At 46.1% G+C, this 20,465-nt stretch carries 19 protein-coding genes; 6 read left to right on the top strand and 13 right to left on the bottom strand.

Annotation, left to right across the window (positions count from 1 at the left end; all coding sequences use genetic code 11):
* The first annotated feature begins 52 nt into the window (after positions 1-52).
* Together NLZ44_RS20765 and NLZ44_RS20760 are read left to right on the top strand one after the other, a co-directional pair.
* Complete coding sequence (locus tag NLZ44_RS20765) at positions 53-199, top strand: helix-turn-helix domain-containing protein (protein ID WP_493751011.1); 147 nt, start codon at positions 53-55, stop codon at positions 197-199.
* 71 nt (positions 200-270) lie between these two features.
* The gene (locus NLZ44_RS20760; protein ID WP_048895211.1) at positions 271-759 is read left to right on the top strand and encodes a PDDEXK family nuclease; all 489 of its coding nucleotides are present in this window, start codon (positions 271-273) and stop codon (positions 757-759) included.
* Between the two features lie 306 nt (positions 760-1,065).
* On the opposite strand, the gene NLZ44_RS20755 is transcribed toward NLZ44_RS20760, so the two are convergent.
* Positions 1,066-1,725: a hypothetical protein gene (locus tag NLZ44_RS20755; protein ID WP_493751010.1), complete on the bottom strand. Its 660-nt coding sequence runs from the start codon at positions 1,723-1,725 to the stop codon at positions 1,066-1,068.
* 24 nt (positions 1,726-1,749) lie between these two features.
* Complete coding sequence (locus NLZ44_RS20750; protein WP_008053416.1) at positions 1,750-1,893, bottom strand: hypothetical protein; 144 nt, start codon at positions 1,891-1,893, stop codon at positions 1,750-1,752.
* A gap of 291 nt (positions 1,894-2,184) precedes the next feature.
* Between NLZ44_RS20750 and NLZ44_RS20745 the strand changes: the two genes are divergently transcribed.
* Positions 2,185-2,739, top strand: coding sequence for a GGDEF domain-containing protein (locus NLZ44_RS20745; RefSeq protein ID WP_493751009.1), 555 nt, complete (start codon positions 2,185-2,187; stop codon positions 2,737-2,739).
* 32 nt (positions 2,740-2,771) lie between these two features.
* Here the strand turns inward: NLZ44_RS20745 and NLZ44_RS20740 are convergent, their stop codons facing one another.
* From NLZ44_RS20740 to NLZ44_RS20720, 5 genes are all read right to left on the bottom strand, one after another.
* Positions 2,772-3,887: a lipase family protein gene (locus NLZ44_RS20740; protein ID WP_493751008.1), complete on the bottom strand. Its 1,116-nt coding sequence runs from the start codon at positions 3,885-3,887 to the stop codon at positions 2,772-2,774.
* A gap of 43 nt (positions 3,888-3,930) precedes the next feature.
* A complete protein-coding gene (locus NLZ44_RS20735; RefSeq protein ID WP_493751007.1) occupies positions 3,931-4,959 on the bottom strand; it encodes a lipoprotein N-acyltransferase Lnb domain-containing protein in 1,029 nt (342 codons plus the stop codon).
* Positions 4,960-5,354: 395 nt separating this feature from the next.
* Positions 5,355-6,389 (bottom strand): M42 family metallopeptidase, encoded by a 1,035-nt coding sequence (locus NLZ44_RS20730; RefSeq protein ID WP_493751006.1) that lies wholly within the window; start codon positions 6,387-6,389, stop codon positions 5,355-5,357.
* A 26-nt stretch (positions 6,390-6,415) separates the two neighbouring features.
* Positions 6,416-6,862, bottom strand: a complete 447-nt coding sequence (locus NLZ44_RS20725; RefSeq protein WP_493751005.1) for a hypothetical protein — start codon at positions 6,860-6,862, stop codon at positions 6,416-6,418.
* 111 nt (positions 6,863-6,973) lie between these two features.
* On the bottom strand, positions 6,974-8,302 hold the full coding sequence (locus NLZ44_RS20720; RefSeq protein WP_493751004.1) for a hypothetical protein: 1,329 nt from the start codon (positions 8,300-8,302) through the stop codon (positions 6,974-6,976).
* Positions 8,303-8,429: 127 nt separating this feature from the next.
* Here NLZ44_RS20720 and NLZ44_RS20715 point away from each other — a divergent pair, with 127 nt between their 5' ends.
* Positions 8,430-9,119: a diacylglycerol/polyprenol kinase family protein gene (locus NLZ44_RS20715; RefSeq protein WP_111893584.1), complete on the top strand. Its 690-nt coding sequence runs from the start codon at positions 8,430-8,432 to the stop codon at positions 9,117-9,119.
* A gap of 278 nt (positions 9,120-9,397) precedes the next feature.
* Here NLZ44_RS20715 and iscB read toward each other — a convergent pair whose 3' ends face one another.
* From iscB to NLZ44_RS20700, 3 genes are all read right to left on the bottom strand, one after another.
* Positions 9,398-10,669 (bottom strand): RNA-guided endonuclease IscB, encoded by a 1,272-nt coding sequence (gene iscB / locus NLZ44_RS20710; RefSeq protein ID WP_493751003.1) that lies wholly within the window; start codon positions 10,667-10,669, stop codon positions 9,398-9,400.
* Between the two features lie 267 nt (positions 10,670-10,936).
* The gene (locus tag NLZ44_RS20705) at positions 10,937-11,089 is read right to left on the bottom strand and encodes an isochorismate synthase (RefSeq protein WP_493751002.1); all 153 of its coding nucleotides are present in this window, start codon (positions 11,087-11,089) and stop codon (positions 10,937-10,939) included.
* Between the two features lie 363 nt (positions 11,090-11,452).
* On the bottom strand, positions 11,453-12,040 hold the full coding sequence (locus NLZ44_RS20700; RefSeq protein ID WP_006623987.1) for a thioredoxin family protein: 588 nt from the start codon (positions 12,038-12,040) through the stop codon (positions 11,453-11,455).
* A 149-nt stretch (positions 12,041-12,189) separates the two neighbouring features.
* Between NLZ44_RS20700 and NLZ44_RS20695 the strand changes: the two genes are divergently transcribed.
* Both NLZ44_RS20695 and NLZ44_RS20690 read left to right on the top strand, forming a co-directional pair.
* Positions 12,190-12,594 carry an NIL domain-containing protein gene (locus NLZ44_RS20695; protein WP_006618054.1) on the top strand — a complete coding sequence of 135 codons (405 nt, stop codon included), beginning with the start codon at positions 12,190-12,192 and terminating at the stop codon, positions 12,592-12,594.
* Positions 12,595-12,604: 10 nt separating this feature from the next.
* Positions 12,605-13,045 carry a hypothetical protein gene (locus tag NLZ44_RS20690; protein ID WP_111892376.1) on the top strand — a complete coding sequence of 147 codons (441 nt, stop codon included), beginning with the start codon at positions 12,605-12,607 and terminating at the stop codon, positions 13,043-13,045.
* Here the strand turns inward: NLZ44_RS20690 and larE are convergent.
* The 3 genes from larE to NLZ44_RS20675 form a co-directional block, all read right to left on the bottom strand.
* Positions 13,042-13,869: an ATP-dependent sacrificial sulfur transferase LarE gene (gene larE, locus NLZ44_RS20685; RefSeq protein ID WP_111892374.1), complete on the bottom strand. Its 828-nt coding sequence runs from the start codon at positions 13,867-13,869 to the stop codon at positions 13,042-13,044. The genes NLZ44_RS20690 and larE overlap by 4 nt on opposite strands.
* Before the next feature lie 194 nt (positions 13,870-14,063).
* Positions 14,064-17,123: a DUF4912 domain-containing protein gene (locus NLZ44_RS20680; RefSeq protein ID WP_493751001.1), complete on the bottom strand. Its 3,060-nt coding sequence runs from the start codon at positions 17,121-17,123 to the stop codon at positions 14,064-14,066.
* A gap of 302 nt (positions 17,124-17,425) precedes the next feature.
* Positions 17,426-19,777 carry an IMS domain-containing protein gene (locus NLZ44_RS20675; protein WP_493751000.1) on the bottom strand — a complete coding sequence of 784 codons (2,352 nt, stop codon included), beginning with the start codon at positions 19,775-19,777 and terminating at the stop codon, positions 17,426-17,428.
* Positions 19,778-20,465: the final 688 nt, after the last annotated feature.

Below are 20,465 nucleotides of genomic sequence, written 5' to 3'. Positions count from 1 at the left end.
GATGTATGGTCATCACTACCTATATTATATAGGATATGTCAGCTATCAGAATATGCCATCTAGTGCTAGAAATATTTTTGCTAAAAGATTAAAGCAAATTCGTAAAATGCGAGGACTTTCCCAGGAAAACCTAGCTGATATAGCAGGTTTACATAGAACCTATGTAGGCTCTGTGGAACGTGGGGAACGTAATGTGTAAATTGACAATATGGAACGTATAGCTAAGGCGCTTGATGTTGAAATTACTGAACTTCTGAGGGAATAGTAACTATGAAATCTCATCCAGACAAAGCTATTCTTGACGAGTTATTTCCATATATTCAGCAGTATCAAGCACTAGCTACTAAACACGGAATTAATGATATTTTTCAAGATAATGGAGGTAAACTTTTACAGGTAATTTTGGTAACTGGATTACAAATAATACCTGGAAGGGAGGGGAATGATGCTAAAGATGCTGATGGTAATGAATTTGAACTCAAGTCAGTTAATATCGCTCTAACTAAGAGTTTTTCTACTCATCACCACATTAACCCGCGCATAATTGATAAATATAGACAAGTAGACTGGATCTTTGCAGTATACCGGGGAATCAACTTGTTGTATATTTATAAACTTACATCCTCAGACTTAGAATATTTTTATAGGAAGTGGGAAGAAAAGTGGTACAGTAAAGGTGGAAAAGATATTAACAATCCCAAAATCCCATTAAAGTACGTTATTGAACATGGACAGCTATTATACTCTATTGACAGTTAGGGGCTATTTTTGATAAGATTAACCCAGCAATGTATGGACTGATAAAACCTCAGAAAATTGTCAGCGATCGCTCTCCCCACTCGGAACCGGAGTCGGGGTTATTTGCGACTCTCCAACCTGATTAAAGATAACCTTACTTAAAGTAGTGAAAGCGGGCGATAATGCCCGCTAATTTATTAGTCATGCCAACTGGGAAAATTAACCTGATATTAAAGAGCTATTCCCGGTTTATGGTCTGCCCTAAAATTAGCCATTTTCTACCAAAAACCGGGTTTTAAAATTGTCACAATTCCAGCAAATTGGCAATTAGCGAACATCCACAGAAATTAATGTATCTAGGGGTAATTCCCCACCAATAGCCAGTATCCGATAAACTCCATTTTCTGGTAGCCGGGTAGAAATGTTTTGGGTTCCTGTCTCTAAAATCTTGCCATGAGGACTGGCGATCGCTAATTCGACTCCAAACCCTGTCACTTTCATCATTTGACCCTGGCGACAACGAATAGTTAGGGGTTGAATACTGCGCGCCGATAATGTGAACCCCACAGACCCGTTATATTCCCCTGAACGAATTACAATAGGGCGATCTGGTAAAGAACGATACTTAGATAATTTTTGGTTTATAGTATCGTTAGAATTATCTTTATCTTCTAGTTCGGGTTCTGGTTTGGGTTCTGGTGATGGTCGTTCAATTTGAACCTCAATAGCACAATTGGTAGACTCAATGCGTGGATAAATCATCACCCGATATATTCCAGTTTCCGGCATATTTCCCTGCCAACGACCCGAAGATACAAAGGCTAATTCGCGACCGGAAGGGCTATAAAGTTCAGCTTGCAAAGTTCCCGCCCAAACAATTAGTGTGACTTTTTCTGCTTTGTTAGCAGTGAAAATATAGAGGGTTGGTTGTCCGATATTTTCGCGAATTGTGCCGGATTCTGGCAAAGACAAAATTGGATATTGCATGGTAATTTACCTAATTAAATGTGGTTAAATTTCAGATATACTTTCGAGATGATTGACCTGTTTACATAGACGATCTAATAATTCTGCTAAAAATTGTTGTTCAGATGGGACTATAATTTTAGGCGGCTGTTTACAGGTGCGATCGCTTCGTTGATTGTGTGTTAGCATAGATATAACCCCTGGTGCTAAGGTGATTAGTCAGATACTGATGTCTGCGCTTGTCTATGTTTTTACTGTAGGATTGAAACTCTCAAATGTGGCGATAGTAGGTGATACTATCACGACTTACACATCACTACCAGTGTCTTTGTGTTCTATAACCCCCGTTTAGGTAGAGGTCTGGGGGTGGAGTTGACCCCAGGTTATGGACAGTTGCGTAAATGTCATGCGATCGCCGTAGTCAAGCCTCATCAATAAATGATATAAATGATATGTGCATCGAGTAAGGAGTGGGTAACTTTGCCACCAGATGAGATAAATTCTTACTCTCAAATTCCTACACAGCCAGAGTTACAGGACTCTGAAGATATAAATAGCAGAGATTGTTTTTGTTCTGTCAGTGAACCTAGAGCAGTCAAAAATCGCATTAAGCAGTGTTTAGGCATTGCTAAACGTAACACCTTACCCGTATCCTTGGCGCTAATGGGGATAGAGGGTTTAGATCTGTGTCTCCAACAACAGGGATATCAGAAAACTGATCAGGTGTTAATGGAACTCATCCAAGAAATTCAGGATCACCTGCGCGAATGCGACTGGGTAGCTTACTGGGGTAATAATCAATTTGTGATGGTGATTTTCTCGGACCCACAAGGTGCAAAAATTGCTCTCAAACGTATTTGGCAAGCCTTTAAAAGCCGCAAAATGAACTTAGATGATGCGGTAATTACCTGTTATCCCAGAATAGGTTTTACTCAAGTGCATCCTAATGAACACATGAATGCCTGTTTAGAACGCATGGAATCTGCATTATATAAGGCAAAAACGACAAACAAAGCCTTGGCTTTTTTGGCTTAAATTATCTCGCCAAAAGTTATGATTATTGGCATTTACCACAAGCTACCACCACCGCCTTGATTAGACCGATAAATCTGATAATAATACCGATAACTATAAACATGAATCGCTATTCTTTCCTGTAGGATTTGTTGTAGCAAGTTAAGGCGTTTGGTATCAAAATCTGGGGATGGAGAAATCTGCTGTTGTTGTTGGAGAATCGCAAACTGTTGGTTAAGTTGATTAAGGCGATCGCTTCCTGTAGCTTTAATTAATCTTCCAAATGGAACATAACCTAAAGCCCGATAGATAGGTTTCAGGGGAGAATCATCATCATAAAGTAGCATATCCCCCGGAGTTTCAATGCGGATAATATTAGGGATCAAATCGGGATATTGACTAATAAAATTAGCTTGTGCTACAGGTCCCGATCCAAAAACTATAACTTTTAAATTTTCAGGATTAATCCCCGCATCAACTAACATCGCCGCATACAGAATACTCGACCCACCTAAACTGTGTCCGGTGACGACGATTTCTACATCAGTTTTCGGGTTATCTTGAAGCTGTAGAATATCGTTGATCATCTCTTGGGAAATTTGATGATTAAACACAGAACCGGAATAATCACGGAACCCTTGATGAATTAACGCACCAGCATCATGATAAAGATGTTCGGGTAAAGCAGAGACAGCCACAGCGATATCGTTGGGGTCTTCTAAGCTAGGATAAAGACCTTTAAACCCAATGACAAATGATACTTTTTCTATACCACCAGCTAGAATTTCTCCCCGGCTTAAAAAAACAGCATAGCCACCCAGATGCTGGTCTTTTTCTACCAGAAAGAAATCCGATAATCTTAATCGGGTATTGACTACTTTTATCCCATCAGGTTCAGTTTCATATAGTGTGGCTATATTGGCGATCGCCTGCTGTCTAGCGGCTTGATTTCCAGTGTTCTCCGCCTGAAATAACTCGTAGATTAACTGGGTGGTGAAGTGAGAGGCTTTCCCAATCATTTCGCATTCTCTATTTCCCGACCTACATAGGGACTCAAACTCGGGAGAACTGATCAGGGGTACATTGGCTGAAGATGGTTGACGAATTCCGGTGGCTATAACTAAAGTTGCCACCATTGTTGAATACAGAAATAGCCGTTTTTTCACCATGATAATTTACCCTAAAAAACTGGGTAGTTAATGACTGCTAATACTACCAAATCATCCCGCCACCACCAGTGTTTTTTAACTCATCATTCAAATCAGCGATCGCCATTCCTTTAATCCCTCGACGTTGCAAAGCGTTGGGGGAAATGGTGGGGATATGTTCCTGCAAAAATTGTAACTGAGTGGCATCTAAACTATCAGCCAAAAACTGATTAATCGCCTGTTGATTTAATAAGCCACTGGCGAATAACATAGATATCTGTTCTCCCGTAGGTGCATTAATAAAAATTTCCTCTTCTGAATTGGGATCTCTCTGATAGCCAATGGTTTGGTCAATGATTCTAAAGACTTCGGTAGTACAATTTCTATTCAGGGTATTATACATTTGACTTAACCCATATTGGTGACTTGTGGTTATAGCATTTAAAAGTAACTGATTTTTTTGTGGTCGGGTTAAGTTTAATTGAATTTGTTGAACTTGATTACCGTCTTGAATAATCATCCGTTGAACTCTGGACTCCAAAGAAACCAAACGATAGGCGATCGCAAAATTATCAAAGAAACCCGCCACCAAATCAAAGTTACCCCCCACCACGGCTACAGCTTCCACCGAAAAAATCAGGTCTTTTAGCTGCACGGGGGACTGGGGAGAACCGGGAATTTGAGGAATTAACAGGACCTCGGAACCGGGAGAAAAACGAAATCTTAGTTGGGTATGGGCGGCGGGAATAGGAGATGGGAAATTTTCCAGTTGATAGATAACTTCGGCTACGGAGTTGGGGAGAATTTTAGCGACCCAAAACTGATTTTGGTGACTGACATTAGCTACAGCGATCGCCTCGGGTTCGATACCATATTCAGCCGCCTCAGCAGCAGATAAACGTCGTAGCGATCGCTGGTGACAGGAATTGATACACTGACCTTGATAAATTCCCCGTGGCATTTTAGCTTGAGGGTCAAAGCGATCGTTCAGATCACACCGACAATTAGCATCAGGGAGAGTAGGTCTAGCGTCCACAACCGGACTAGACAACCCAGGAGTCAACAGGAAAATTGCCGAAGTGAGAGTAAGCAACTTGATCCTGAAAATCTGCCTATTTTTCAAGTATGCAGCCCTCCTAACGCATCGGACACCATTAGAGCTATTATAGCAAAAATCTGGCAACCATCACCTAATAAATCACCCCATCAGGTGAATTCATTAGTAGTGTAACTAGATACCCTATAAATAGAGAGTTTAATATCAACTTAAATTTATGCTTAACAAATCTTCACAATCCGCTGATCAAGTAGCCGTTTTATTTTTGATAGGCTATCTGATTGTGTCGCTGGCTATAACTTTGGGGTTTCATATCACTGCACATTACACTGAATCTGTCACCAATTCCATGATTGAATCTGATTCTAGTTTAACCCCATAAATGGCTGTAAATGGCTGTAAATCCCATAAATCCCTGTAAATCCAGGCAATTATAACCCTTGACAATAACTCAACAAAATGCTAGTGCAATGAGAAATTGCCCCTAAATGAGCAATCTCAAACCCATGAGTATTTTGGGTAGGAAAACTCAAACAAGCCGCCCTAGAAATATGCCCAAACTTCATAGCAATAGAAGCATCACTACCAAACCCCCGAATAATTGCCGATTGAATCGATACATTTACTCGCTGAGATGCTTTCCTTAATTCAGCATTTAACCCCTCATCATAAATGCCATAACCATCTTGAGATAATAGCACGGGTTGCTCACCAGATTCTATGGGATATTCTGGCGCTAGGGGACAAATTTCTAAAGCAATTAAGGCATCCAGACGGGTGCGATTAGTAAAATATAAAGCGCCGATCGCCCCCACTTCTTCCTTAGCAGAGGCTACCAAATAGACGGTTACCGGAGGATTTGTAATCTGTTTAGCCAACTCTAATAAAATCGCCAAAGAGGCTTTATTGTCGAGGGTATAACTAGCGATATAGTCCCCCATGCGGAAAGGTTTTTTGCGATGTTTTCCTACTACTACACGAGTCCCCGGACGCACCCCGGCTGCTTGTAAATCCTGTGGCGATCGCAGAGTTTCTACCCAAGCATCCTCCCAGGTTAACGCCTTCTCAGTCTGAAAAGACTTTTGGGGGGACTCATGGGAAATATGGCGGGAACCAAAGCTAAGAATGCCTGAAATTGTCTGATTATCTCCCCGTAGGTCTACGACTCCCTCACCATAAACCCAAGGAAAAGATCCCCCTAATTTCCGAATCCTCACCCGTCCATTAGGTTCAATATTATTAACAATAGCGCCTATCTCATCTTTATGTCCGGTAATAGCGATCGCCACATCAGGATTTTGACCAGGTATTTCAGCGATGACATTTTCCGCCTGGTCTTTCCACACCTTCACCCCCAAATCCGAAAAGCGATCGACCAGAAAGCCATCTATTTCGGACTCGTCGCCACTAGGAGAGTGACACATCACTAACTGTTCGATAGTGGCAAATAGTTGGTCAAATTCCAATTAATCCCCCCCTATATCTTAATGGATTATTTACTGTCTTTCTTGGGTTTAAAAATCGGCCCCCAAATTCCCCAAAAAATCAACACAATTAAAACTATAAATGCTCGTTCCGAATTCACATCGACCATTGATTGCATATCCATTAGAGGAGGCGGTTCGACAATGGGTGGGTTTAGATCGGGATTTCTATAAAAATCCTGGTAGTTGATCACAGGTCGCAGAGTATAAGGATACTCATTAGCAGGTCGATGGCCGCGAGGTCGATGGTATTGTACCGGGTGAGGATCATGGTGTGGGTGGGGGTCATGGTATCTAGTTGGCTGATCATGTCTAGGTTGTGGATGGGGTCTATGGGGAGGAAATGTATTGCACTCATCAATATAATGATGATGATGAGCAGAAGCCGACCCAACGGACAGAATACTCCCGACCATCGCCAAACCAGTTATGGTTAACAATTGCCACTTTTTCATGATCTACTCCTCACCACCGGATGACAATTTGACTATTTATCAATAGCAAATGGCGATCAGTATATCACACATAGCAACCCTGGAAGCAGCTACAGCACCCGACCCGATCACTCAAAATTCCACGGCTTCCTCAACCTTCTTATTTGGGAAAGTCGGTAATTGAATCGCAGACCAAGACTCCAACTTGCGGCGATGCTGGGGATAGATTAAAGGTGCAGGCCAATTATCAGTTTTCTGTGTAGATCCAACCCTGGCTAGTTGAGGGTTAGCCACTGATTCCTCTACTGGTGGTTCTGGTGTCGCATATTCCAAGCGGATACGCTGTAGTTCCTCATCTACCAATCGAGGTTTCGGCCACTCTTCCAGCACGGGTTCACCCGGCGGAACAATTGACTCAATAGATATCTCTGTAGAGGGTGGGGGTGCGATCGCCTCGGAATCAGAAACATCGGACTTTGGTGATTCTCCCTGAGATCCTAAACCCTCCTTAGTTGATAGTAAGGGCGGCATAACTGGATTGGGGTTATCATCACCTTGGGTAGGTGTTGTTAATTCGTCTGACTCCTCTACCGATGACCCTTGTTGTGCGAATTGAGCAGACCAAGGCTGAACAGGTGAAGCCTTAGATAAATTCATCGTCTGGGAATGAATCACAAAGGATGGCGATGATAACTGATTATCCGCATCATCCATCTCTGGGGAGGGGGAGTCAACCATTAACTCTGGATTTGGACTGATACCAGATTCGCGGATTTCTAAGGAACGCTCCAAAGCCGCCTTAAACTGAAGAGTGTAGCGTTGTTGGCGTTGTAAACGCGATCGCAACTCACGGCAGGTATTTTGAGCCTGAACTAACTCATGGTACTGTTCATTGTAACTTTGGCGAGTCATTGCACATTCTCTTTCCATCTGAGCCATGCGAGTTTGACTCGTATCCCACTGTTCAGTCAGGTTCTCTACCAAAACTTGCTGTTGTCGAATCACCCGGTTAGCAACATCTAGCTTTTTGAACAGACGATTCACCTGTGCGCGGGTAAAATCTAGTTCCTGCAATTGTTGATCAGAATTACTTTTGTGTTCCCTTAACTGTTGATGACAATCTTCCAGTTGTTCGGACAGTTCAGCAATGCGATCGATTAAATCCCGGTTACAAGCGTGAAGTGCTTTAATCAGAGGAGTTTGAGCGCTACCCTCAACCTCATTAGTCCCGCCAGTAGCTATCTGGGGCGCTGTTCCTTCCGCCCTAACAGAGGCATTTTCTGGGGATTGTCTAAGCAGCGGAATTTGATCAATAGCGATCGCATCAGGAAAATTCACCGTTTCCCAATCATCATCCCCTGTGTGGGAAATGTGGGTCAGCGGCTGCGCCACACCAGCTTCATACTCTGGGATGGCTGCTTCATCGGGGGATTGATTCAGGGGGAGATCGGCTTCAGACATGGACATATCCCAGACAGTTAGATAATCTCAGTATTAGTTTATCTTGACAATTGACAAACTTGGAGCTTGAAACATAACCCAATATATTCTGAATTTGGTTTCCTATTTTATACACTACTGTGAATTTATGCTTTCTGATTTAACTGCAAATCCCAACATTTGGCTTCATATCTCTCTGGTGGGTCTATGGTTAGCCTTAGTCCTGATTATTGCTGAAGGACTCAACCGCCTATTTTCGGTAGATCCAGAAATATCCCGAAAGGTGGTGCATATTGGGACCGGAAACGTGATTTTATTAGCTTGGTGGCTGGATATCCCCGCTTCCATCGGTATAGCAGCCGGGGTATTATCAGCAGCGATCGCCTTAATTTCCCTAAAAGTCCCCATTCTCCCCAGTGTTAATAGTGTCGGTCGCCAAAGTTTAGGGACATTTTTCTACGCCATCAGCATTGGTATTCTCATCGCCTGTTTTTGGCCGCGCCAACAACCCCACTACGCCGCCCTAGGTATTTTAGTCATGACCTGGGGAGATGGTCTCGCCGCCACCATAGGTCAGAAATTCGGTTCCCATAAATATCAGATCTGGGGAAGCCAAAAAAGTTGGGAAGGTTCCCTCACCATGACTTTAACCAGTTTTATAATATCCACCCTAATTTTACTGCCAGTCTATGGTAACACCTGGCAAATTTGGAGTATCTCCCTAGCCGTCGCCCTCGGTGCTACCCTGTTGGAAATGGTATCTCAATTAGGTATTGATAATTTAACCGTTCCCCTCGGTAGCGCGGCGATCGCCTTCTTTCTCCATCAACTTTCTTAATCCTACCCCACACCAAAAGCCCCCAACCAAACCATAGCCAACCCTAGGGCTAGTATAGACACCGCCGGACTAGGCATTGCATCTCGCATCCCTTGGCTTAGGTGAAAATACTAGCACTAACTGCTATAGGTTCTGGTTGGAGGACAATCCCATGCTCGAACTTTAAACCAACCCGCTAAGACCGTCTTGATCACGTAAACCTCTTGGGAGCGTGGAAGCCCCGTGTCTTTAGACCGGGGAGGAAACGCGACAGGGGGACTTTAGTCCCCGTCAATCTTTCAAGCATAGGCGTAACCATCCTTCCTGTGAATGGGTTGGCAGTATTTGTGGCTGATGCCTGCCACCCGTACCGAAGCGGTGGTAATATCAAAACTACCAGACGCACGGCAGAGAACCCGTCCTAGATATGAGCCAATTTTCTTCCCCGCTGTGACCAGTGCCGTCACCATGTCGCCAGTCTGAAAGCCTTTATGAATTTGCCTCCTGGAGCGGTGACGATTCGGGAATCCGTACTTATTCGTCCCGCACATCTGACGGGTTCCATGCCCCTTTGCTAAAATCAGCAACGGTTTTGAAGTCAGAACTTCGAGTGATTCGACTGGTCCAACACAGGCAGCATCAAGCCAGTGAGCTTTAGGTAGGTTGAGCCTCAGTCGATTGAACTTCGTTTGTCCGCCCGTTCCTGTGGTAACTGGGAGTCCTGTTGCTTTCAGAGCCTTGAACAAGGCCCATCGGGTCGAGTTAACGGCAGCCGCATCTTTAAGGGGTGATTTGGCCTGCCTGAGAAGACGACTCAGGACATCAGGCTGGCCCGATAAAAAATCCCGAATGTCCCCATTGCCTTTGGCTTGATTGCATGAGTGGCAAGCCATCGTCAGGTTAGAAACCCGGTCAGAGCCACCCTTAGACCGAGGCTGGATATGCTCAACTTCAAGTAGTACATTTTGAGCCCCACAGTAAGCACAGGTTCTGCCCCACTTTTCCAACAGGTATTCCCTGATTTCATAGCCTTGTAATTCTCCCTGCTGATACTCAACACCTGAAATCTCAGGGTTTTCCATCAATTGCAGGTCGAACCGTACTAGCTCTTGGGTAATGCGGCCAACTGGGGCAAGTCTACGAAATCGGTGAACCCAGGTCATTAGAGTATCTACTCGATGCTGCAAGCTGGGAGCTAACCAACCTTCGGGACGAGTCCGATTCAAGAACCGAGCTGGTCGATATCGGGTCTTGCGGTTTCGTCGAGAACGTCGGAGTTGACGACGAGAGAGCAATGCTTCTTTAATCTGCTGTCCTCGGTGCTGCAACTCGGCAGCAAAGATAATATGATTCCCTTGCTTCAAGGCAATTCCAGTGACTTTAGAGCCTGGGTCTAATTTGAGTTCGAGGGGTTCAGGATTAGCGTCAACCTCCTTGTTTAGAATAATGGTGAATGGGTAGCGTCGAAATACCGATGCTTTCCCGGCTTTGAGCAGTGATCGTGCCATCCCTGGCTTGCACGGTGTCAGGGGCTTGCGGTTGGTATCTAAAACGAAAACATGGTTAGACATTGTTGCGTCTGTTCTGATTGCTCGTAACGTTTGCTTCGCCAAGGTTCAGAGTCGGTACTTTCCAAATCGCACTGTCTTAACCCCTTAGGACTGTTTAACGATTTGGTTCTAGTGCCTGGAACTAGCACGCATTCCAGGGTAGGAACTTTAACTCTTGCTCTGAACGTAGCCAGTTAAGGCTTAAGCTGGTCAGCTACCTGAAAGCGGGGGGCACGAAGCCCCCGTGCTTCAGCCGGGGGTGCTGACGCTGACTCTATCCCCTAGCGTTTACTTCAGGGCTGGGGAAGGATTTTTACAGGGAGTTCCTTCAAACGGGCTAGGACCTACTTCTGGATAAGCATCGTCACTGGGGCTAAAAATCCTAATCACTGCTTCGGTTAGGTAAGCCATCATATTTGATAGTTTAGACATCATATTCATAAGAAAACCTCACTTTTCTCTTGCCTTATATACCTACTATACTAGATGAAATTTCTGGATTTGCACAATATTTGCAATATTTATTTGCAATCAACGGATAATTCACCATAATCGATAAATCATGTTATAATATATAGGTTTGCCTCCGTCTCCGTCTCCGTCTCATCTACCTAGCTAAAATCAAGCGATCGCCTTCTCTAAGCAACTCCCTAAAATCCGTACAATTACTCAAAGAATATCCTCGGAAAGTTTAGTTAACAAAAATCACAGTTTTTTGAAGTTTTGATAATTTTTGTAAAAAACAGTTAATCAAAAGCGAGATCCGCCTATTGGCGGCGGGCGATTTAGCCCGCCCGAAAAGCTTTAGAGTTTGACTTGGCTACCGTGTGCGCGAGGATCGGTGTTAGCATCCCCAGAGGGGACAACAGGGGCTTTAAAAGTGGAAACCTGCCCCATAGTTTCGACTGTTGGCATCAAATTACCAGCGATCAAAGCATCTAAACGAGACCCTAGGTTAGGTCGGGGAATTTCTCCGATCGCCTCCCCCATAACCTCAGCTTGATCATTGAGAAAGACAAAATGGGGAATCCCATCAACTCGATACTTGAGAATTTCCGGGAGCCATTTAGTATTATCAACATTGAGCATGACAAAATTAATGCGATCGCCATAACTATCGCGCAGATCTGCCATATCTTCAGCCATAGCCTGACAGGTTGTACACCAATTAGCATAAAACTCCATCAAAGTCGGTTTACCATTACTCAAAGCCACCTCAAGAGGGGTTGATTCCGTGGCCAGTTCCGTTAAAGATATAGAGGTAGCATTAGTTCGGAAACCCCAAAAAACCAAGACACTGAGAACAATTGCCACAAGAGCAATCAGAAAGTTTCTCAAACGAGTTGTGAATGAAGAAGTAGTTAAACTAGAATCAGATGGATTTGTACTCATTTAATGCAGCTAGTCACACAGATGATCGTCTTGGGTACAGTGTAGCGAATTAGACAAGTGGGGGGAAAATAGAAAGCGATCGCCCCACCAAAACAGCCACCATTGGTGATCGCATGGTATGATAGAGATGCTGTATTCTGCCGGGAAGCATGAAAAAACGAGTCACTTTGACTTTTCCCAAACGTTCAGTGCAGATGCCAATTACCTACCGACTGGCCAAAGATTTTAATGTAGCTGCTAATATTATTAGAGCGCAAGTTGCCCCTAATCAGGTAGGAAAACTGGTAGTAGAGTTATCGGGAGATATAGACCAACTCGAGGCGGCGATCGATTGGATGCAATCTCAAAACGTGACAGTTTCCCTAGCCAGTCGAGAAATTATCATTGATGAACAAAGCTGCGTAGACTGTGGACTATGTACAGGTGTATGTCCGACAGAAGCACTAACTCTCAATCCCGAAACCTTTTATTTAACATTTACGCGATCGCGTTGTATTGTGTGTGAACAGTGTATTCCCACCTGTCCCCTACAAGCAATTTCCACCAATTTATAGTTTCGTAGCCATGAAATCCCATCAGATCGCGCCTATGCTTTGGGTGTCAATTTTCTTACTGATGCTCACCTATATGGTGTTTGGGTGGGATTTATTTAACCGACAAATAGAGTGGCACTTCTGGGTAATTATTAAATTAACTATTATCTTACTCGCCCTATTTTTCACAGTTCCTTTAGAGAATTTAAGCCGTCCTCTCAATCGCTGGTTTCAGTCCAATATTGGCGCTTTTTTATCTGTAGTTTTTGGAGCTTTCTTACTGGTAGTATTAGCCACCAGGATGGAAATTTTTACCACTCTTCTGATGTCTTTATCCGCCACCATTCTCACCCGTATGGAACTACAAACCCACAGCACCAAAAACTGGCAGGCATTTTTAGTCCTGTGTCTCGTGTCAATGCTGGGGTTAGTAGTCGGCTGGCAACTTCATCACCTAGCGAGTATAATTTAGGTGTAGGTAACGAGGAGTTCCGGTTGTAATACTTGATTTAATTTACCACTACGATATCCTTCTAGGTCTAAGGTAACATATACAAAACCCAATTCCTGAAAAGTTTTCACTAAAAGTGGCAAATCATTTTGAATTATAAACTCCTGAATTTGTGCTGGTGGCAGTTCAATCCTAGCCGTGTCTCCCTCGGAGCGCACCCGCAGATTTTGCCAACCCAAACGGCGCAAATAAACCTCAGCACGTCCGACCCTCTGCAATTTAGCGATCGTGATTTCTTCTCCATAGGGAAAACGGGAACTTAAACAAGGTTGAGAAGGCTTATCCCAGCAACTTAACCCCAGATATTTAGAGATTTCCCGCACCTCAGCTTTAGTAACTCCCACCTCTGCTAAAGGCGATCGCACTCCCCTTTCCTTAGCGGCTTTCACTCCCGGGCGATAGTCCTGCAAATCATCAGCATTCACACCATCAACTATGTATAAATAACCCCGTTGTCTAGCTAAGGGTTTAAGCTGATCATGCAGTTCACTTTTGCAGAAATAACAACGGTTAACCGGGTTAGCGGTGTAATTAGGATTAGCCATTTCCTGAGTGTATATTTCCTCATGAGATATGCCAATCATCGCCGCCTGAATGCGAGCATCTTCCAAATCTTCCGGTAACAGGGAAGGCGAAACAGCCGTGACAGCTAAAGCGCGATCGCCCAAAATATCATAGGCAATTTTCGCCACCAACGTACTATCTATTCCTCCCGAATAGGCAATTAATGCCTGCTCCATTTCAGCAAATAGGGATTGAAGTTGTTGTAATTTCTCGATCACCATAGTTTTTTGTGTTATTTACCCCTAATTACAGGTTATCATCTTCCCTCGGTTATGGCATACCCCCTCTCTACTAGGAGCGATCGCACAGACAAAAATTGAGCCGGGGGGTTTCGCATCAGGAAAACTCCGGCTCATGTTCTTAATTCGCAATTGCTAAGATCAGATTCTCATTATCGGTTATATCGCTTAATATCCTAACCCACCCACTCTAAAACGGCTTCCTCGCGGGTATTAGTGTGACGTTCGGGAGTTTCACGATTAAACTTCATGTGAATCGAACGGGTTTGCTCACCATCAGCAGCAACGGCCATAATTGGATAGTCAAATTGACCATCAGGGAAATACATTTGGAATCGGAACGTACCATCAGGATTGAGTTTAATCGGTCGTCCGCCAATACTAACCTTAGCATCAGGCTCAGTTGCACCATAAATGATTAACTCAGCATCAGCCACCAACCAGAATTTACGGGGACGAATGGGAGGCATTGATGCAGCCATCCCAATACCAGACATCCCGATACCGGACATAGAGTAGCCTAGGGCGGAACCGGACATAGTGAAACCGATACCAGACATCCTTTCCGCCATACCGACACCGGACATTCCCACGCCGGACATGGAGTAGCTTAGGGCGGAACCGGATTCGGTCATTCCCACGCCGGACATGGAGTAACCCATACCGACACCGGACATTCCCACACCGGACATGGAGTAACCTAGGGCGGAACCGGATTCGGTCATTCCCGCGCCGGACATGGAGTAACCCATACCGACACCGGACATTCCCACACCGGACATGGAGTAACCCATACCGACACCGGATTCGGTCATTCCCACACCGGACATGGAGTAACCTAGGGCGGAACCGGATTCGGTCATTCCCACACCGGACATGGAGTAACCTAAGCCGACACCGGACATTCCCACACCGGACATGGAGTAACCTAGGGCGGAACCGGATTCGGTCATTCCCACACCGGACATGGAGTAACCTAAGCCGACACCGGATTCGGTCATTCCCACGCCGGACATGGAGTAACCCATACCGACACCGGACATTCCGACACCGGACATGGAGTAACCTAAGCCGACACCGGACATTCCCACACCGGACATGGAGTAACCTAGGGCGGAACCGGATTCAGTTATCCCTAAGCCGACACCGGACATTCCCACGCCGGACATGGAGTAACCCATACCGACACCGGACATTCCGACACCGGACATGGAGTAACCTAAGCCGACACCGGACATTCCCACACCGGACATGGAGTAACCTAGGGCGGAACCGGATTCAGTTATCCCTAAGCCGACACCGGACATTCCCACACCGGACATGGAGTAACCTAAACCGACACCGGATTCAGTTACGCCTAAGCCGACACCGGACATTCCGACACCGGACATGGAGTAACCTAAGCCGACACCGGATTCAGTTACGCCTAAGCCGACACCGGACATTCCGACACCGGACATGGAGTAACCTAAACCGACACCGGACATTCCGACACCGGACATGGAGTAACCTAGGGCGGAACCGGATTCAGTTATCCCTAAGCCGACACCGGACATTCCCACACCGGACATGGAGTAACCTAAGCCGACACCGGACATTCCGACACCGGACATGGAGTAACCTAAGCCGACACCGGATTCAGTTACGCCTAAGCCGACACCGGACATTCCGACACCGGACATGGAGTAACCTAAGCCGACACCGGATTCAGTTACGCCTAAGCCGACACCGGACATTCCGACACCGGACATGGAGTAACCTAAGCCGACACCGGATTCAGTTACGCCTAAGCCGACACCGGACATTCCGACACCGGACATGGAGTAACCTAAACCGACACCGGACATTCCGACACCGGACATGGAGTAACCTAGGGCGGAACCGGATTCAGTTATCCCTAAGCCGACACCGGACATTCCGACACCGGACATGGAGTAACCTAGGGCGGAACCGGATTCAGTTACGCCTAAGCCGACACCGGACATTCCGACACCGGACATGGAGTAACCTAAGCCGACACCGGACATTCCGACACCGGACATGGAGTAACCTAGGGCGGAACCGGATTCAGTTACGCCTAAGCCGACACCGGACATTCCGACACCGGACATGGAGTAACCTAAGCCGACACCGGATTCAGTTATCCCTAAGCCGACACCGGACATTCCGACACCGGACATGGAGTAGCCTAAACCGACACCGGATTCTGTTATCCCTAAGCCGACACCGGACATTCCGACACCGGACATGGAGTAGCCTAAACCGACACCGGATTCTGTTATCCCTAAGCCGACACCGGACATTCCGACGGCGGACATGGAGTAGCCGAGACCGACACCGGACATTCCGACACCGGACATGGTTTCACCGACACCTGATGCCCACTTACCGACACCAGAGGGGAAAATATAGGAACTGATGCCATGTTGGAAGCTAGAAACATGGTGCATGGAACCAAATAGGGAACCAGCGATGCGTTGAGCTTCTGCTTCTTTGGCTAGATTGAAGAGGTCGTCGTAAATGCGATCGCCATAAGATAAGCCAGGGGGTGATAGTTGGGCAAAAGTTTGACCCTTGAGTTCATCACCCCAAGATACTGTAATGAATTGGTCATCAATCCACTCAGAGGGATAAATGGGGGGAACCCGAACCGCCTGGGAACGGGCCATAGCTAACCAGCGACCATCAGCGCAACGGTAGCCAATTTCGATCACATAATCGCGATCGCTTACAGGAATTGGCAAATACCATTCCCGCGCCATTTCATCACAAGGGTATTCCTGAACGCTGTGGGGAGTCTGATTTCTTAGATTTATATCTGTTACGTCATAAATCCGTAAAGCCAGTTGTTGCCCACCTAATCGCCGGAATTGTTCTTTTTGTTGACTGGAGATATCCCAGTAAGCATAAGCCCATTCCGGGTCTCTTGCCATCAGAACTACGCGACTTTCACTATATCCGCTGCCAAGTTCCACTAGATTTTCATCAACTGAGGACAGGAAATCATCTGTTTGTTCTTCCTGGCCTAATGTAAACTTTGCTACTTCCACTTCTGCTTTTGCCTCCAAAGTACGGGATTGACTAGGGGATGAAAATCTTTGACGTTCAATATCTTGAATGGCAGCTAAAAGCTGGGCTTTACGCATTCGGCTATAGCGAGAAATACTGTACTCGCTGGCGACTTTGCGTAATTGTCGCAATGTCATTTCTTCCAAGGGGGGTCTTTCTTTGGCCATAGGTTGGTGATCTCCATGTGTTCAGACAGCAGGCTGTTGGCTCTGTAGATTTTCTTTGGGATCGTGGGGATCGCCCTCGTTAATCAACATATTGCAGAAAATATCCAGAGGGGTCAAGGGGTAATCCAAAAAATTATAAGTAAATATACTGTTTTATAAGGTTTTTGGGATCATTATGTCATAGTTTCATGATATATCATGGAATTGGGGATCGTCTGCATCCCCAAAAAAATCCCCAGCGTGGGCCTGGGGTTGTAGGTAGATTCTTGAAAAGTGGAGTGGGGGGTTGGGAGTGGCCAAAGCTAACGAATTATGTCCCAATCCCGTATCCGCCAAGGACCCTGATCCCGGACGAGTTGATATCGAACCTGTAGGGTGCTATCCTCAGACCTCTCCATTTGATTACCTTGATAGAATTGGGTAACTTCCCGCACCTGAGCATCAACAGTACCTTGATTGGGATTATTCTCATTGACATCAACACTCTGGACCCTAACTTCATGCTGAAAACGCCTGTGGGAATTTTCCTGCCTCAATGACTCGGAAACCCCCATCCACCGAGTCAGGGAAGGCTCAACCAAAATTTCCCTTAATCCTTCAGTTTGATGTTCAGGACCCAGAGCGACAGATTTAGCAGTCAACCACTGATTAAGTACCTGTTGCGCTACAGTGGGATCCAGGTCAGCCGCTAGGGGGTTCTCTGGTTCGGGTTCAGGAATAGCGATCGGAGAATTATCAAGGCGGATTTCGGGTCCATCGACTGTCAATCTCGGCCCACCCATTCCCTCTAGGGCATTACCAATCCAACCAAAAATGGCACTCAAAATCATCCATAATAACCAAATCCCAAACAATCCCACCAAAGCTACCAAGATTAATCTTTTAACCTTGTAGTTGGATTCATGAGTTGACTTACCCCTACTTCGTCTAGGAGAGTGAGGCTGAGGGCTACCCTGACCCAGTGGTGGCAGATTAGCCGTAGGAGTACCGTTTAATCCGGCGCTAGAAGATGCCACCGCAGAGGGTTGATGAGATGTGGATGAACTCCCTCTGGCTGGTTTTTGTAGGTAGGTCGATTCATTAGTAGATTGATTGAATCTACCTGGCGGGGTGGTTTGGGGAACCTGTGCGGAGGGAGAATTAGCACCACTATAAGATGACTGAGATCCTGTAGGCATTCCCACAGAACCGGTAGGCTTAGGCACATTGCTTAGACCATCAGGACTAGAGGAGTAAGGTGCTGATTGAGCGGGATTTGCAGATGTTGAAACTGCGGGGGTCGATCCGGATTGTGCGTAAGTCAATTCATTATCTGACCTACTGCTGCGGCGAGGTTGTACTACTACCCACTCATTTGATGTGGCACGCGCCTCGGCGGGAAGTGCCTCTAAATAGGATTGAACCTGCTTATTAGCAAAATATTCTTTCAGAGAAACTGACTGATTTTGCAAATCCCGGAAATGGGGGAAAACTTCTTCGGCTAACCAGTGTTCTGCATACAGACATAACCCGGGTAACAGGTCTGGCGAATCTACAGAATTTTCCCGAATAAAGGCGATCGCTTCCTGTTCCTGGCTCAAATCTAAGGCTCGACTAGCTTCTTCAGTTTGTCCTAGTAACAGACAACAAACTGCTTTTTCTAAATGCACATCCTGGCGGCGACCTAACTGCATTAACATTAACTTAGCTTTGCGAATCAAAGCAGGTTGGGCGCGTGCAAATCCCTGAGCCAATAAAGCATAAACAGCCAGGTATGTGCTAACGGCGGAGGGACGATGAGCCTCCATCTCAAATAGGGTCTGTTGTTCGGTGGTGGTTAAAGAACTACGCAATTGCTGGATAAAGCGTAGAAAATCTTCGACATTCAGACCAGAGCGATCGTCACCGTGACCATCAATACCCCCCCTTTCGTGGAGCATTTCCCGCAACAATTGCAATCCCCGCCGACGTTCATCAGCTTTTTGTTCTGGTAGTTGCAGCAGTTCGATGATACGGTAGGGGCGCAGTTTATAAAGGTCTGCCTGCATTTCTCCCCGTAGACTCGCAAACAGGCTTTCTCGTAACAGTAAATCTTGACCCGATTCTAGGGAAATAGCAGCGTTTTCATATTGCCGAGACTGCCACTGTTCCCGACCTAGTTCTAAATATGCTAGGGCTACGGTGAGAATTATATCCGGCAAAACCAGATCAGGATCTCCAAACCGACCATCTTTCAGACCAATACTGCTGGTTCCTATCAAGGGACGAGTCAGGGCGACAACTTGTTCATATTCCCCTAATTCTTGCAAGATCAGCAATGCGCCCACAAACTGGCGATCGTCTATCTCTATACTGGCTCGGTGAGAATCTGCGTCCTTTCCACCCCCGGCCCCCGACAGGCTCATGACATTCGGGCCTCCGAGGGTTCTCACGGTACGCGAGCCAGGATCGTAGGTCTTGGCTAGAAAACCCATGTCATAGGCCCCGCGTTGGTCTGGGTCTGACAGGACTGCGTAGGCTTCATCAATTAACTGCTTTCGAGCATCGATCGCCAGATCAGAATACTCCCGCCTGGGAAGCTGCTGTTGGCGATCGCCTCGAGCCTGCTTTAACTGGTCCGCAGTCGCTTGGATTGGTAAGCCTAAAATTCGGTAGTAATCTAGTGGAATACGCATTCTGGTTCATCCCCAAGGGCGAGCGACTGATTTAGGGCGGGTTGGGCATCTTCCCGGACCATGCCATCTCACTGTCCGGGATATAGGGCAGGGGTCAGGAGGAGTGGCGGAAGACGGAGTAGGGAAAAAAATTGTCGGTTTACTATTCCTATTCATCGGGTCTTTCCGAAAAACCAGTTTAACCGACCCCTACCAGGCGAGTTCGTGTGGCTTATCTGTCACGTAAAACTCCTGGGAGGGTTGGAAGCTCCGTGATTGATCACGGAGAGGAAAACCGACTCAAGCGGCTTTAGCCGCCAGCACCCCCTTGCGGGGTGGAGGGGTATGGTTGCCCCTCCATGGAGCTATGGTTGGCTCCGACTCCCTTGCGGGGTAATGTTTGCTTCGCCAATGTTCAGAGTCGGTACTATCCAAATCGCACGTCCTTAACCCCTTAGAGATGTTTAACGATTCGGTTCTAGAGCCTGGAACTAGCACGCATTCCAGGGTAGGAACTTTAACTCTTGCTCTGAACGGAGCCAGTTAAGGCTATAGCTGGTCAGCTACCTGAAAGGGGGGCACGAAGCCCCCGTGCTTCAGCCGGGGGTGCTGACTACGATCTACCGGGCGTGAACCCGTCCCCACTGTCCCCGCGAATAAACCAACGGGGATTTTTAATTATATCCTACACAATGTGGTGCATTCTACC

Source organism: Arthrospira sp. PCC 9901, assembly GCF_059013425.1.
This window is presented reverse-complemented; position numbering and strand designations above follow the sequence as displayed.